The organism is Caloramator fervidus, from assembly GCF_900108045.1.
GTDB classification, from domain to species: Bacteria; Bacillota; Clostridia; order Clostridiales; family Caloramatoraceae; genus Caloramator; species Caloramator fervidus.
Window position 1 is genome coordinate 190,948 of record NZ_FNUK01000001.1, and the last position, 13,717, is coordinate 204,664.

General features: G+C 31.5%; 16 protein-coding genes. 10 read left to right on the forward strand and 6 right to left on the reverse strand.

The window, feature by feature from the left end:
* The first annotated feature begins 10 nt into the window (after positions 1-10).
* From C4R78_RS01010 to C4R78_RS01020, 3 genes are read left to right on the forward strand one after another with little or no spacing between them, the layout of a single operon-like run.
* Entirely contained in the window at positions 11-1,447 is a 1,437-nt protein-coding gene (locus C4R78_RS01010) for an NAD(P)/FAD-dependent oxidoreductase (RefSeq protein WP_103895228.1), read from the forward strand.
* Between the two features lies 1 nt (position 1,448).
* Positions 1,449-2,699 (forward strand): NAD(P)/FAD-dependent oxidoreductase, encoded by a 1,251-nt coding sequence (locus C4R78_RS01015; RefSeq protein WP_103895229.1) that lies wholly within the window; start codon positions 1,449-1,451, stop codon positions 2,697-2,699.
* Positions 2,700-2,703: 4 nt separating this feature from the next.
* Positions 2,704-3,066 (forward strand): DUF1667 domain-containing protein, encoded by a 363-nt coding sequence (locus tag C4R78_RS01020; RefSeq protein WP_103895230.1) that lies wholly within the window; start codon positions 2,704-2,706, stop codon positions 3,064-3,066.
* Between the two features lie 9 nt (positions 3,067-3,075).
* Here the strand turns inward: C4R78_RS01020 and speD are convergent, their stop codons facing one another.
* A complete protein-coding gene (speD, locus tag C4R78_RS01025; RefSeq protein WP_242971169.1) occupies positions 3,076-3,894 on the reverse strand; it encodes an adenosylmethionine decarboxylase in 819 nt (272 codons plus the stop codon).
* Between the two features lie 179 nt (positions 3,895-4,073).
* Between speD and C4R78_RS01030 the strand changes: the two genes are divergently transcribed.
* Positions 4,074-4,697: a LysE family transporter gene (locus C4R78_RS01030; RefSeq protein ID WP_103895232.1), complete on the forward strand. Its 624-nt coding sequence runs from the start codon at positions 4,074-4,076 to the stop codon at positions 4,695-4,697.
* On the opposite strand, the gene C4R78_RS01035 is transcribed toward C4R78_RS01030, so the two are convergent.
* From C4R78_RS01035 to C4R78_RS01050, 4 genes are read right to left on the reverse strand one after another with little or no spacing between them, the layout of a single operon-like run.
* On the reverse strand, positions 4,674-4,982 hold the full coding sequence (locus tag C4R78_RS01035) for a hypothetical protein (RefSeq protein WP_103895233.1): 309 nt from the start codon (positions 4,980-4,982) through the stop codon (positions 4,674-4,676). The genes C4R78_RS01030 and C4R78_RS01035 overlap by 24 nt on opposite strands.
* A gap of 53 nt (positions 4,983-5,035) precedes the next feature.
* Positions 5,036-5,305, reverse strand: coding sequence for a hypothetical protein (locus tag C4R78_RS01040; RefSeq protein ID WP_103895234.1), 270 nt, complete (start codon positions 5,303-5,305; stop codon positions 5,036-5,038).
* A 14-nt stretch (positions 5,306-5,319) separates the two neighbouring features.
* The gene (locus C4R78_RS01045) at positions 5,320-5,679 is read right to left on the reverse strand and encodes a hypothetical protein (RefSeq protein WP_103895235.1); all 360 of its coding nucleotides are present in this window, start codon (positions 5,677-5,679) and stop codon (positions 5,320-5,322) included.
* 16 nt (positions 5,680-5,695) lie between these two features.
* Positions 5,696-6,181: a hypothetical protein gene (locus C4R78_RS01050; protein WP_103895236.1), complete on the reverse strand. Its 486-nt coding sequence runs from the start codon at positions 6,179-6,181 to the stop codon at positions 5,696-5,698.
* 115 nt (positions 6,182-6,296) lie between these two features.
* Here C4R78_RS01050 and C4R78_RS01055 point away from each other — a divergent pair, with 115 nt between their 5' ends.
* Positions 6,297-7,943 carry a PucR family transcriptional regulator gene (locus tag C4R78_RS01055; RefSeq protein ID WP_103895237.1) on the forward strand — a complete coding sequence of 549 codons (1,647 nt, stop codon included), beginning with the start codon at positions 6,297-6,299 and terminating at the stop codon, positions 7,941-7,943.
* Between the two features lie 17 nt (positions 7,944-7,960).
* On the opposite strand, the gene C4R78_RS01060 is transcribed toward C4R78_RS01055, so the two are convergent.
* The gene (locus C4R78_RS01060; RefSeq protein ID WP_103895238.1) at positions 7,961-8,653 is read right to left on the reverse strand and encodes a cyclase family protein; all 693 of its coding nucleotides are present in this window, start codon (positions 8,651-8,653) and stop codon (positions 7,961-7,963) included.
* A gap of 178 nt (positions 8,654-8,831) precedes the next feature.
* On the opposite strand from C4R78_RS01060, the gene ftcD reads away from it, so the two are divergent.
* Genes ftcD through C4R78_RS01085 form a run of 5 tightly spaced genes read left to right on the forward strand, consistent with a single transcriptional unit; the run spans position 8,832 to position 13,714 of the window.
* The gene (gene ftcD / locus C4R78_RS01065) at positions 8,832-9,749 is read left to right on the forward strand and encodes a glutamate formimidoyltransferase (RefSeq protein WP_242971170.1); all 918 of its coding nucleotides are present in this window, start codon (positions 8,832-8,834) and stop codon (positions 9,747-9,749) included.
* Positions 9,750-9,761: 12 nt separating this feature from the next.
* Positions 9,762-11,177: an allantoinase AllB gene (allB, locus tag C4R78_RS01070; protein ID WP_103895240.1), complete on the forward strand. Its 1,416-nt coding sequence runs from the start codon at positions 9,762-9,764 to the stop codon at positions 11,175-11,177.
* A 10-nt stretch (positions 11,178-11,187) separates the two neighbouring features.
* Positions 11,188-11,799 (forward strand): cysteine hydrolase family protein, encoded by a 612-nt coding sequence (locus C4R78_RS01075; protein ID WP_103895241.1) that lies wholly within the window; start codon positions 11,188-11,190, stop codon positions 11,797-11,799.
* A gap of 54 nt (positions 11,800-11,853) precedes the next feature.
* The gene (locus tag C4R78_RS01080) at positions 11,854-12,417 is read left to right on the forward strand and encodes a UbiX family flavin prenyltransferase (protein ID WP_103895242.1); all 564 of its coding nucleotides are present in this window, start codon (positions 11,854-11,856) and stop codon (positions 12,415-12,417) included.
* Positions 12,410-13,714 carry a UbiD family decarboxylase gene (locus C4R78_RS01085; protein ID WP_103895243.1) on the forward strand — a complete coding sequence of 435 codons (1,305 nt, stop codon included), beginning with the start codon at positions 12,410-12,412 and terminating at the stop codon, positions 13,712-13,714. The genes C4R78_RS01080 and C4R78_RS01085 overlap by 8 nt, the downstream gene beginning before the upstream one ends.
* Positions 13,715-13,717: the final 3 nt, after the last annotated feature.

Genomic DNA, 13,717 nt, shown 5'->3' on the forward strand with positions numbered 1-13,717 from the left:
GGGATAAAAAATGTATGATGTTTTAATCATAGGGGCAGGGATTATAGGAACAAGTATAGCCAGGGAGTTATCTAAGTATAATTTAAAGGTTTGCGTTCTTGAAAAGGATAATGATGTTGCAAATGGAACAACTAAGGCAAATAGTGCAATTATCCATGCAGGATATGATGCGAAAAATGGAACATTAAAGGCAAGATTAAATGTTTTAGGAAATCAAATGTTTGATAAATTGTGTAGGGATTTAGATGTTCCTTTTAAAAGAATAGGCTCTTTGGTTTTGGCCTTTGATGATAATGATTTAAATACTTTACATAAACTTTATGATAATGGAATAAAAAATGGAGTAAAGGACCTTTACATTTTATCAAAAGAAGAGGTTATTAATATTGAACCTAATGTAAATAAAACTGTTAAAGCAGCTTTATATGCTAAAACGGCAGGGATAATAGGCCCCTTTGAAATGGCAATAGCCCTTGCTGAAAACGCTTACGAAAATGGAGTTGAGTTTAGATTAAATAGTGAAGTTATAGACATAAAAAAAGAAGATGTTTATGTTGTTTATACAAAAAATGAAAAATTTAAAGCAAGATACGTTGTAAATTGTGCTGGACTTTATGCGGATAAGATAAATGATATGGTATCTAAAAATAGATTTAAAATAATTCCAAGAAGGGGAGAGTATTATCTTTTAGATAAATCAGTAAAATTAGTAAATCATATTATATTTCAGTGTCCAACAAAATTAGGAAAAGGCGTTTTAATAACCCCAACTGTTCATGGAAATACCTTAATAGGGCCTAATGCTGAGGATTTAGAGGATAAAGAGGCTATAAACACAACAAGGGAAGGTTTAAGATTTGTATTAGATACCGCTAAAAAGTCGGTGGAGGATATTCCTATAGGCATGTCTATTACAAATTTTGCAGGTCTTAGAGCAAGGACAGAGCTTGATGATTTTATAATAAAAGAAGCTGAGGATTCAAAAGGTTTTATTAATGTTGCGGGTATAGAATCTCCAGGTCTTTCAGCAGCTCCAGCTATTGCCCTTTATGTTTTAGATATCTTAAAATCTTCAGGACTTGAGTTTGTAAGAAAGAATAACTTTAAAAATAAAAGAAAGGGAATAATTAAATTTTCAGATTTAAGCTTTGAAGAAAAAAATGAGCTTATAAAAAAAGATTCAAGGTATGGAAGAATAATATGCAGGTGTGAAGAAATAACAGAAGGTGAAATAGTAGATGCAATAAGAAGACCTCTTGGGGCAACTACTTTAGATGGAGTAAAAAGAAGAGTAAGGGCAGGAATGGGAAGATGTCAAGGAGGATTTTGTAGTCCTAGGGTCATGGAAATACTTTCAAGGGAACTTAAGGTTAAAATGGAGGATATTATAAAAGATCATGAAGGGTCGTATATATTAACAGGACCTACAAAGAAAGAGGTGGACTGATATGCAGTATGATTTAGTTGTAATAGGCGGTGGTCCTGCTGGACTTGCTGCTGCTATTGAAGCTAAAGAAAATGGTATTGATAAAATTCTTTTGATAGAAAGAGATAGAGAGCTTGGAGGAATTTTACAACAATGTATTCATAATGGATTTGGACTTCATATATTTAAACAGCAACTTACAGGTCCTGAGTATGCTGAAAGGTTTATAAATATTTTAAAGGAGAAAAATATAGAGTATATTACAAATACTATGGTGCTTGATATAACAGATAAAAAGGAAGTTTATATTCTAAATGAAAAATTAGGATATAAAAAAATAAATGCTAAGGCAGTAATTTTGGCAATGGGCTGTAGGGAAAGAACAAGGGGAGCTATATCAATTCCTGGATTTAGGCCTTCGGGAATATTTACTGCAGGGACAGCTCAAAGGTTTTTAAATATAGAGGGATATATGGTAGGGAAAAAAGTTGTTATATTAGGTTCAGGAGATATAGGACTTATAATGGCAAGAAGGTTAACTTTAGAAGGAGCCAAGGTTATTGCTGTAGTTGAAATAATGCCTTATTCTACAGGGCTTACAAGAAATATAGTTCAGTGTCTTAAGGATTTTAATATACCTCTTTTATTTGAACATACTGTAATAGATATAAAAGGGAAAAGTAGGGTTGAGGGGGTAGTTGTTGCAAAGGTTGATGAAAATAAAAATCCCATAAAGGGAACAGAAATATATTATGAGTGTGATACGCTTCTTCTTTCAGTTGGGCTTATTCCAGAAAATGAGCTTTCAAAAAAAGCAGGGGTAATTATAGATAAAAGAACTTCAGGGCCCTTTGTTACAGAATCTATGGAAACTAATATAGAAGGTATATTTGCTTGTGGAAATGTAGTTCATGTTCATGATCTTGTTGATTATGTAACTTTGGAGGCTAAAAGGGCAGGAAAAGCTGCAGCAAAATATATAAAAGGAACTTTAAGACGTGATGGTGTTAAAATTATAACAATAAATGGAAAAGGTATAAGATATGTTGTTCCTCAAATTATAAATATAAATAATTCAAAGGAAGTTACTTTATTTTTTAGAGTAGATAATATATATAAAGATTGCAAATTAGAAGTAAGATTAAATGAAAAGGTGATAAAAAGCATAAAGAAAGATAAAGTAACGCCTGGAGAGATGGAAACTATAAATATAGATTTTTCAAAATTAGATATAAAACAGGATGATAAGCTTTTTGTTGAAGTAAAGGAGTGATTAAATGGAAAAAATAAATTTAATATGTATAGAATGTCCTATGGGTTGTAATTTAGAGGTAATTAAGCATAAAGATATAGAAGTTAAGGGTAATAAATGTAAAAGAGGAAAAGATTATGCTCTAAAAGAGATAGAAAATCCAAAGAGAGTATTAACAACAACAGTAATATTAAAAAATTCTTATTTAAAAAGACTTCCTGTAAGGTCAGAGGGGGAAATTCCAAAGAGTTTACTATTTGAATGTATTGATTATTTAAATAAAATAGAGGTTGAAGCTCCAGTTAAAATGGGACAGGTTATTGTAGAAAATATATTAAATACAGGAATAAACATAATAGCCTCAAGAAGTGCAGAAAAGCTGCCCTAGGGCAGCTTTTTATACGTTGTTTATATTTATTCCATAGAATATCTCTGTCATTTCCCTGTTGAGTTGCTTTAAAATTTCTTGCTTTTCTTCATCGCTTAAATCCTCTTCATTTATGTCAAATAGATAGTTTGAAAGGTTAAGGTTTTTAACCTTCATTTTAGTATGGAATATATTTGATTGATATACGTTCATGTCTATAAGGTCATATTTTTGTAATATATCTTCTTCTATATAATCTTGGATTGAAGTTATTTCATGGTCAATAAAATGTTTCTTTCCATCTATATCCCTTGTAAATCCTCTAACTCTGTAGTCAATGGTTATTATGTCTGAGTCAAAGCTTTTTATAAGATAGTTTAAAGCGTTTAAAGGTGAAATTGTTCCGCAGGTAGAAACATCTATGTCTACTCTAAAGGTGCATATTTGATTTTTTGGATGGCTTTCTGGGTATGTGTGCACTGTTACGTGGCTTTTGTCAAGGTGTGCTACTATGTTTTCCCTCAATGGAGTTAATACTCCCCTATTACAGCTTGGGTCAAGAACGTATAGAGGTACTTCTTCTTCAGAGATTAATATGGTTACGCTTGCACCTTGAGGGTCATAATCCTGCTTAGCTATATTTAGTATATTTGCTCCAATCATTTCAGTAACATCTTTTAGTATTTTTGTAAGTCTTTCAGAGTTATACTGTTCGTCGATGTATTCAATATATCTTTTTCTTTCCTCCTCGTTTTTTGTGTAGCATATGTCATAAATGTTGAAGCTTAAAGATTTTGTTAAATTGTTAAATCCATATAATTTTATCTTTCCATTCTTTGCCTTTGCCAATTTCATCCCCTCGTTTTCAAAAATTTTATCAACGACTTTGATTATAAAACTTCTAATTTTTTTGTCAAGAATTATTTTTTGTAATAGATGTTAATTTATATGCATATAAGTTTAGAATAAAGAGCTTTTATGTGTTTTTTAATTATTATATAATTTAATTAAAAAAAGGATGAGGTTTTATGAGGGAAGTTTTACGTTTTTTAAAAAATATAATAGCAGGTTTTTTTACAGGAATATTTTTTGCTCTTCCTTTAGGCCCTGTAGGAATTGAATCTATAAAAAGAACTTTAAATAAAGGTTTAAAAGAAGGAATAGAGGTTGCTTTTGGAGCTGTTTTTGCAGATACTTTAGATATAATTCTTATAAATATAGGTTTTTTTAGCTTATTTGATGATAAAAAGTTAGAATCAGTATTTTTTATGCTTTGTGGTATTTTAATATTATTATTTACATTTTTAGATAGAAAAAAAGAAAGCAAATCCTTGCTAAAATATGATTCTTTGCCTTTTTTAAAGGGATTTATGCTTGCTGTGTTAAATCCAATGAATCATTCTTTTTGGATAATGGTGAGTGGAACATTAATTCAGCAGTTTAGAAAAGAAGACTTTATTTATTATTTAATATCCATAATTTTAGGTATGGCTGTATGGTTTGTTATTTTAAATATACTTGCTTTAAAGGGAGTTGCAAGGTTTATTGATGCTAATTATAAAACTTCAAGGATAATTGAAGATATTATGATTATAATTGGTTTATTATTCTTTATCTATGGTTTGTTTTTAACAGTTAAATATTTTATATAATAAAAACAAGGTTAATATTAAACGAAGCTTATATATTTCTTTTCTTTGTTTTTTATAACAATTAATAGCATTTATCAAATCTGCCATCGCTTTTTCTTTGCAGGCATAGGAATCTATAAGTTTTTTTGCAAGAGTTATTCTAAGTTCTATTGGATATACGTTTTTTATTTCTTTTGATAAATTACAGAATAATTCACTTAAGCATTTTGCCATATCTTTTTCAGCTTCTAGAATATCTAAAAGGGTATTTTCAATTTCATTATAGCATTTTACACACTTTTTCATACTTTTTAACTCCTTTAATTGCTATGTATCCTATCTGCCAAAGGCAGATAGGATTAAAATTTACAAAGTTTTGTAGGATCTATTCCTAAATTTGTAGCTTCTATTTTGGCGATTGATTTTATAATGTCAGCTATTGCACTTTCCTTTGCTGTATAGCCGCAAAGGATTGATTTTAGATAGTTTATTTGATCTTTAACTTCACTTATATTATTAGGGTTGGATACAGTATTTTCTAAAGAAGGTTTTATAACATTACAGAAAATCCAAGAAAGTCCTTTAACTTCATTAGCAAGCGCATCCATCATGATTTCTAAATTTGACATATTCATCACCTCTTTTAGCAATCATGTTTTATAAAACAGCAATCGCAGTCATCATCAATTGAAACCAATCCATTGTCAACGGCTATCTTACAAGAGATTGACTTTAATATATCTGCAATAGAAGCTTCTTTACAAGCATAGGCACAAAGCAGTTGTTTTATCAAGGATGCAATTTCAGCTGTCATTGGTATAACTTGATTTTCAGGCTTTAGAAGTTTATAGATGTTAAAAAGAATGGAAGGTGCCTTTGGAGTAGGGTCATCCTCAGAAGTGTTAGTGTATAAAAGCTTGCTTAAACAAGACAAAATTTGTGCTTCAGCATCTTGAATTTTTATTATGCTTTCAGCTTGGCGTGGGATTGTAATTGTTGTCATAAAGCTCCCTCCTTAATTAGCATATTCTTTTAATTATGATTGAAGCGTTTGTACTTTTTGGTTCGTTACCTTGAGTTTTTTCGAGTTTTAACCCTGTGAAGTTTAATACTATTATTCTTAATATTGTATTTTGATTTAATATCTCTAAAATGGAATGCCCATATATTGCTTGACTTGCTGCATTGTTTTTATAAGTATTTTGAAATGATATGTTTTGCGAATCAATTTTTAAAGCAACTATAGATTGGGAATTACAGTTTAAATAGAATATAACTTCATATATTCCAGGGTTTTTTATAATTATATCCGTTGGCACTAAAGGGTCAAAAATTATTCCTCCTTTTGTTATTGCTCCTTCAAAGGATATGAAAGAGTTTTGAGGAAAGGTTTCATAATCGTCTTTTTCAATTCTGTATATATATCCAAAGTCACAAAAATTTTTCCATTGTTCTTCTTCACAGAGCCATTTTAAGCACCAGTTTATATAGTTGTTGCAGGTCATTTTAAACACCTTTTAAAAGTTATCTAATATAAACTATGTTTGTTTTTGCCATTTTGTTACATAATACAACAAAAATTTTTGGTATAATTATAAAAAGGGTTATGGGGGGATGGGAATGGCACGACAAAATGGAGTTACCATTGAAGATATTCTAAAAATGGATTGTATGAAAAACTGTAAGCTTATAGCAGGATATTCAGGAATAAAAAATGTGGTTTCAAGGGTTAATATAATGGCGGACCCTGATATATTAAATTGGGTAAGCGAAGGAGAATTTTTGTTAACTACTGCCCATGCTTTGACGGCAGATGTTGAGTTTCAAAAAAAATTTATATTATCCTGCAGTCAAAAAAAGCTTTCAGGTCTTGGCATAAAAATTTATCCTTATCTTGAAAAATTAGATGATGAAGTTATAGAGTTGGCAGAGAATCTTTCGTTTCCAATAATAGAGCTTTATTATCTAACTCCCTTTTCAGAGATTATGACTCCTATTTTTAAAGAAATTTTTAATAAACAAACAATACTTCTTCAAAGGCTCGAAAAGGTTCATGAAGATATGATGAATATTATGTTAAAGGGAGGAAGCATAGAGGATATTATAAATGTCGTATATGAAAACGTAAAAAACCCTGTTATTTTAAAGTTAAACTATCCAGAAAAAACTATATTTAAAATTGATATGTTAGAGGAAAATATAAGGGAAAAAATTAAAAAAAATTTTGATGAGTTTTATTTAAAAAGTAAGGAAAAAATATCAGAAAAAAGGTTTTATGAAACTGTAGAAAAGATTAGTGGAAAGAATATAACAAGAATGGTAATGCCGATTGTTGTTAAGGAGATGGTTTACGGACATATATTTTCATGGGCTGTTATAACTCCATTAGGTGGATTTGACCTTTCAGTTTTAGAAATAGCAGCGACTACCATGGCAGTTGAGATATTAAAGCTTCTTTCTTTAAGGGAATCTGAGAATGTGCATAAAATTGAATTTGTTGAAGATCTTTGTTCAACAGATGAAAAAAGACTAGCAAGGGCCATATCAAATTTAAGTATATATAACTTTAAAGAGGATGATTTTTATTGTTATTTAATAATAAAAATAAGAAGAAATTATAAAAAATTTGACTTTAATTTTATTAGCGATAGCGTATATCTTTTGAATCTTTTAGAGGATATTTTACATAAAAACAATATAAATGGAATAGTTGTTGGGAAGAAGGATCAAATAGATATCCTTCTTTGTTTTAAAAAGGATGAGAATTTTAGAAAAAAAATAAACTTTTTTAAAGATGAAGTTTTAGATATATTTAATAAAAAGATATTTATAGAATATATGGTTGGATTTGGAAGATGTTATAAGGGTGTTGAAAATATTAAAGCTAGCTTTAAAGAAGCTCAAAAGGCAATAAAAGCTATAGATATTTTAAAAGAAAGGAATGTTGTTTTTTATGAAAATCTAGGAATATATAAACTCCTTTGCAGTGACGAAATAGCTGATGAACTTAAGGATTTTTACAAAACCACAATAGAAGCTTTAGAGGATTATGATAGAAAAAAATCTACAGAGTTTGTAAAAACTCTAAAGGCCTATTTTGAATGTAACGGAAACTTAAAAAAGATGTCAGAGGTTTTATACACCCATTACAATACGATACTTTATAGACTTCAAAGGATAAAGCAAATAACAGGGCTTGATGTAGAAAAGGAGAACGACAGAATAAGCTTACATTTGGCTTTAAAAATAAAAGATATTATAAAATAAGGTCCGCTAAGCGGACCTTATTCTTCTAATAGGGCTATTGCCCTTATTGGCGAACCTGAACCATCTTTTATCTTTAATGGAAGCCCAAAGTATAAAAATCTTCTGTTTACAACCTTGTCTAGGTTGCATAGATTTTCGGTATTTGTTATGTTATATTCTCCACAAACAAGATGTCCTGAAAAATCAAGATCCTTTGGATGATCAATTGATGGTGCATCAACTCCTATATTTACAACTCCAAGTTCAGCAAGGTATTTTGCAGCTTCATAGCTTAAGCCTGTATATTCTGTTTGCCATTTTTCTGTTCCAAAATTCCTATCGTAATGTCCTGTGTATAAAAGTAGTATATCTCCTTTTTTAATTTCTTGTCCAGAATTTTTAATAGCAAGCTCTAAATCTTTAACTTCTATGTACCTTGAAGAAGGCACGAAGGATACATCTATACAAACTGCGCTTCCAAAGAAATATTCAAGAGGCATGTTATCAATTGTAGGCCCTGATGGTTTATATTCCCAAACAGCATCAGAATGAGTTCCACCATGTTCGCTTATCAGTAAGTTTCTTGCAGAAAAACCTAAGGTTTTACTACCTGTTTGTTTCATGTTTTCTTCATGGGTCATATTAACCATTATAAAGGTTTTCTGATGCATAGGAAATACAGACATGCCTTGATATATTTCCTGAGATAAATCTATTACTTTAAAAGGCATTAAACTCCCCCCCTTTTTAGGATTAACCTTAATTAGAATTATATTAATTTTGATTATAAATATTACACAAAAGTAGGCTTTTATTTTATTTAAATTCGACAGAGTAATTGTAAAAAAATTATAAAGGTTTAGGTTAATATTTATTGAACTTTATAATAAACATTTTATTAGAGGGGGGATGGACAAGATGGATAATAAAAAACAATATGTATTAGCAGTTCCAAACTTTAGTGAAGGAAGAAGAAAGGAAGTTATAGAGGCTATAGTTGATCAGCTAAGAAATGTTGAAGGGGTAAAACTTATAAGCTATGAGCCAGAATATGATTTTAATAGAACTGTTGTAACCGTAATAGGAGAACCTAAACCTTTAAAGGAAGCTTTGCTTAATATGGCAGGAAAGGCGTATGAACTTATCAACATGGAAGAGCAAACTGGTTCACACCCAAGAATAGGAGCACAGGATACAATTCCACTTTTCCCATTTAAAAACATAACAATAGAGGAAGTTATAAATCTTGCAGAAGAAATAGGAAGGGAAATTTATGAAAGATATAAAGTTCCAGTATATTTCTCTGGAAAGAATGCAAGAAACGAATTTAGAAAATCAATTTCTAATATAAGGGAAGGTCAATATGAAGGACTTAAAAAAGTTGTACATACAGAGGAGAGAAGACCAGATATAGGACCTCCTGCACTTCATCCAACTGCTGGAGCAACAATAGTTAGCGCAGATTATGAAGGACTTACTGCATATAATGTATTCCTTGGAACTGAAGATTTAGATATTGCAAAAAAAATAGCAAAGGCAGTAAGGGGACCAAGTGGAGGCTTTTCAACAGTAAGGGCTGTAGGAATTAAATTCCCTGAAAGAAGCGGAGTTGTAGTTTCTATGAACATGTTTGACTGTTCACAAACTCCACTTTATAGGGTTTATAACTTTATAAAGCAAGAAGCTGCAAGATATGGAGTTCAAGTTACAGGCTCAGAAATAGTAGGTCCTGTAAAACTTGATTATCTTATAAATTCTCTTGAATACTTCTTAGGTCTTGAGAACTTTAGAAAAGAACAAATAATAGAATATCATTTAATGGATTAAGGGGGTTATGTTATGAGATATGATTGCATAGTTAAAAATGCTAGGATTCCTCAGGGGGATGACACTGTTTTAACCAACATTCTTGTTAAAGATGAGAAGATTGCAGGTTTTGTTGATAATATAGAAGGAATTGAGGCAGATACAATAATTGATGCTGAAGGACATTTAACTTTACCAGGATGTATAGATTCCCATACACATTATATGGATCCTGGATTTACCCACAGAGAAAACTTTTTAACAGGAACAAAAGGAGCAGCTGTTGGTGGAGTTACAACTATAATTGATATGCCTTGCTGTTCAGTTCCATCAGTAAGAGGAGTTGCAGAGCTTTACAATAAAATAAACGCTATAAAGGATAAAGCAATTGTTGACTATGCTATGTGGGGAGGAGTTACTGGGGAAGATGTTAGAAATAAAAAGTTGAATATAATAGAAGAACAAGCGGCTGAAGGGGTTGTAGCATTTAAAATTTACATGACTCCATCAGTTCCATCATATCCTAGGGTTACAGATCCTGAAATGCTAGAAATATTTAAGGAAGTTGCAAAAACAGGACTACCTGTTGGTGTACATGCTGAAAACTTTGCAATTTGTGATTACATGGTTAAGAAATTCCAAGAAGAAGGTAGAATGGATGGACCAGCTTGGGCGGAGGCCAGAATGGAGCTTGCAGAAAAAGTTGCAATTCAACTTTGCATAAGCTATGCAGAGGAAACAGGAGCAAGGTTCCACGTTGTTCATATGTCAACAGGAATAGGTGCAAAGCTTGTTAAAGAAGCAAAAATGAAGGGACTTGATGTTACTGCAGAAACTTGTCCTCATTATCTTACATTAAACTATCAAGAACATATGACTAAATATAAACAATTTGTAAAAATAGCACCTCCAATAAGAACAAAGAAGGATAATGAGGAGCTTTGGAAAGGGCTTCAAGATGGTAGCGTTGACTTTATAGCTACAGACCATGCTCCATATGAAATAGCAACTGAAAAGGATGCACCAGGAATGAATATATGGACTGCTTTTCCAGGAATACCAGGAACAGAGACAATGGTTCCAATAATGGTTAGTGAAGGATATAACAAAGGAAGAATATCTTTATCAAGACTTGTTGAAATATTATCAACTAACCCAGCAAAGCATTATGGGCTTTATCCAAAGAAGGGTGCATTGATGATAGGCTCAGATGCTGATTTTACAATTATAGATTTGAATAAGGAATGGATAATTAAGAAAGAAGAAATTCAATGCCTAAATAAATATACTCCATTTGATGGAATGAAGTTAAAAGGAAAGGTAGTAAAGACAATTGTTCGCGGAAGACTTGTATATGATGAAGAAAAAGGAATAGTTGGAGAACCAGGCTATGGTAAATGGATAAAGAGACAAAGCATTCAAAAACTTGATAGAGTATTAAAATTCTAGGAGGGATAATATGCCAAGACATGCCATTTTAGTTATAGATATGCTAAATGACTTTGTCGGTGAAAAGGCAACTTTAAGATGCCCAGGAGCTGATCTTATAGTTCCTAATCTTCAAAGACTTTTTAAGTGGGTTAGGGAAAGAAGAGCAAGCGGTAAAGATGACGTTCAGCTTGTTCATATTCAAGAAGCCCACAGGAAAAATGATGCAGACTTTAGGGTAAGGCCTGTTCATGCTGTAAAGGGAACTTGGGGTTCAGATTTTATAGAAGAGTTGAAACCAGAAGGAGATGAATATATAGTTCAAAAGAGAAGACACTCAGGCTTTGCTTATACTGATCTTGACCTTTATTTAAGAGAAGAAAATATAGATACGGTTGTTTTAACAGGTGTTTGGACAAATGTATGTGTAAGAAGCACAGCATCAGATGCTCTCCATCATGCTTATAAAGTAATAGTTTTATCAGATGGAACTCAATCTAAAACTCAAGAAATGCATGAGTCTGGACTTAGAGACTTAAGTTTATTTGCAAAGATAATGACAATAGATGAATATATAGAGGCTTGGGAAAACGGAATAGATCCATGGATAGGAGCTGGAGATAGGGAAAATAAAGTTGAATAATGGGGCAGGGCATCTGCCCCTTTGTGCAATATTTTTTAGTAAAGAGTGGTGTTTATGAGGCTTATAGTTGGTATTTCAGGAGGAAGCTGTGCAATATATGGTGTAGGTCTTTTAAAGGTTTTAAAAGAGCTTAACATAGAAACTCATCTTGTAGTATCTAAAATGGGGGAATATGTTTTAGAACATGAGTGTGGATTTAAATTAGAGGATTTAAAAAATTTTGCAACCTATGTTCATGATAATAAAGATTTAGCAGCACCCATTGCTAGCGGTTCTTTTAAAACAGATGGAATGGTTATAGTTCCCTGTTCTATGAAAACACTTTCAGCTGTTGCAAATGGATATTCTGAAAGTCTTTTAACAAGGGCTGCTGATGTTTGTATTAAAGAGGGAAGAAAACTTATTCTTGTTCCAAGAGAAACTCCCTTAAGTGCTATTCATCTTGAAAACATGTTAAAACTTTCAAAAATAGGAGTTAAGATAATGCCTGCTTCCCCAGCCTTTTATAATCATCCAAAGTCTATTAGCGATCTTGTTGCTTTTATGGTTGGAAGGATACTTGACCAGCTTAATATAGAGCATAGCCTCTTTATAAGATGGGGTGAAAATGATGGATAGACAGATGTTAAGGCATGAGTTGAATAAATTAAAAGATATGGGACTTTTATTAGAAGTAAATGATGAAGTGGATGTAAAGTTCCAGCTTGGCGGTATACTTAAAAAATATAAAAATAGAAGGCCTATAATTTTTAACAAAGTTAAAGGATATAAAATTCCTGTTTGTGGAGCTCTTTATACTGATAGAGAGGTTTTATATAAACTTGCTAATATAAAACATGAGGAAAGAATATTTAAATTTATGGAATCTATTGCAAATCCAAAGCCTGTAAAACTTTTAAGCTATGGTCCTGTTATGGAAAATATAATTACAAATAATATAGATATAACTAAATTTCCTCATCCTTATTTTCATGAAAAGGATTCATCCTGTTACATAACTGCAGGTATGCTTGTTGTAAAGGATATTAATACAGGGAAAAGATATACATCAATTAGAAGATTTCAAGTTTTAGGGAAGGATAAAATAAGCATTCTTATAGCTTCGCCTTATCTTACAAATCAGTTTTTAGAAATAGAAAAACAAAATAAACCCTTAGAGGTTGCAATAGTTTTAGGATATGATGTTCCATTTTTGCTTGCTTCTCAGGTTAGCAGTGAACTTTATGGAGTTGATAAATATGAAATAGATAGTGCCTTAAGGGGAGAGCCTCTGGAGGTTGTAAAGTGTAAAACGGTTGATTTAGAAGTTCCAGCTTATGCTGAAATAGTGTTGGAAGGGGTTATACTTCCAAATGTAAGGGAAAAGGAAGGCCCTTTTGGAGAGCTTATGGGATATTATGGTCAACAGGCTATGCATCCTGTAATACAAATACAGGCTATAATGCATAGAAACAATCCAATTTATCAAACAGCTTTTCCATGTAGAGAAGAGCATCTTGCAAACGGACTTTTAAGAGAAGTTGAACTTTTCTACTCTTTAAAAAGGCTTGTAGATGTTAAAGATGTACATGTTACATTGGCAGGTGGATATAGATTCCATGCCATAGCTTCCATAAGAAAAAAACAAGAGGGTGATGGAAAAACTGCAATAATTGGAGCTTTAAGTAGCATAAAGGACTTAAAGCATGTTGTAATAGTTGACGATGATATAGATATTTTTGATAGGGATGATGTTGAACTTGCAATTGCAACAAGATTTCAAGCTTCAAGGGATCTTGTTATAATTCCCGATGCATGTGGATCATCTTTAGATCCTTCCCATACCTTAAAGGGAGTTACGGATAAAATGGGAATAGATGCCACAAAGCCTTTAAATAATGAAAGATTTGAAAGATGTAAAATACCTAATTTTTAATAT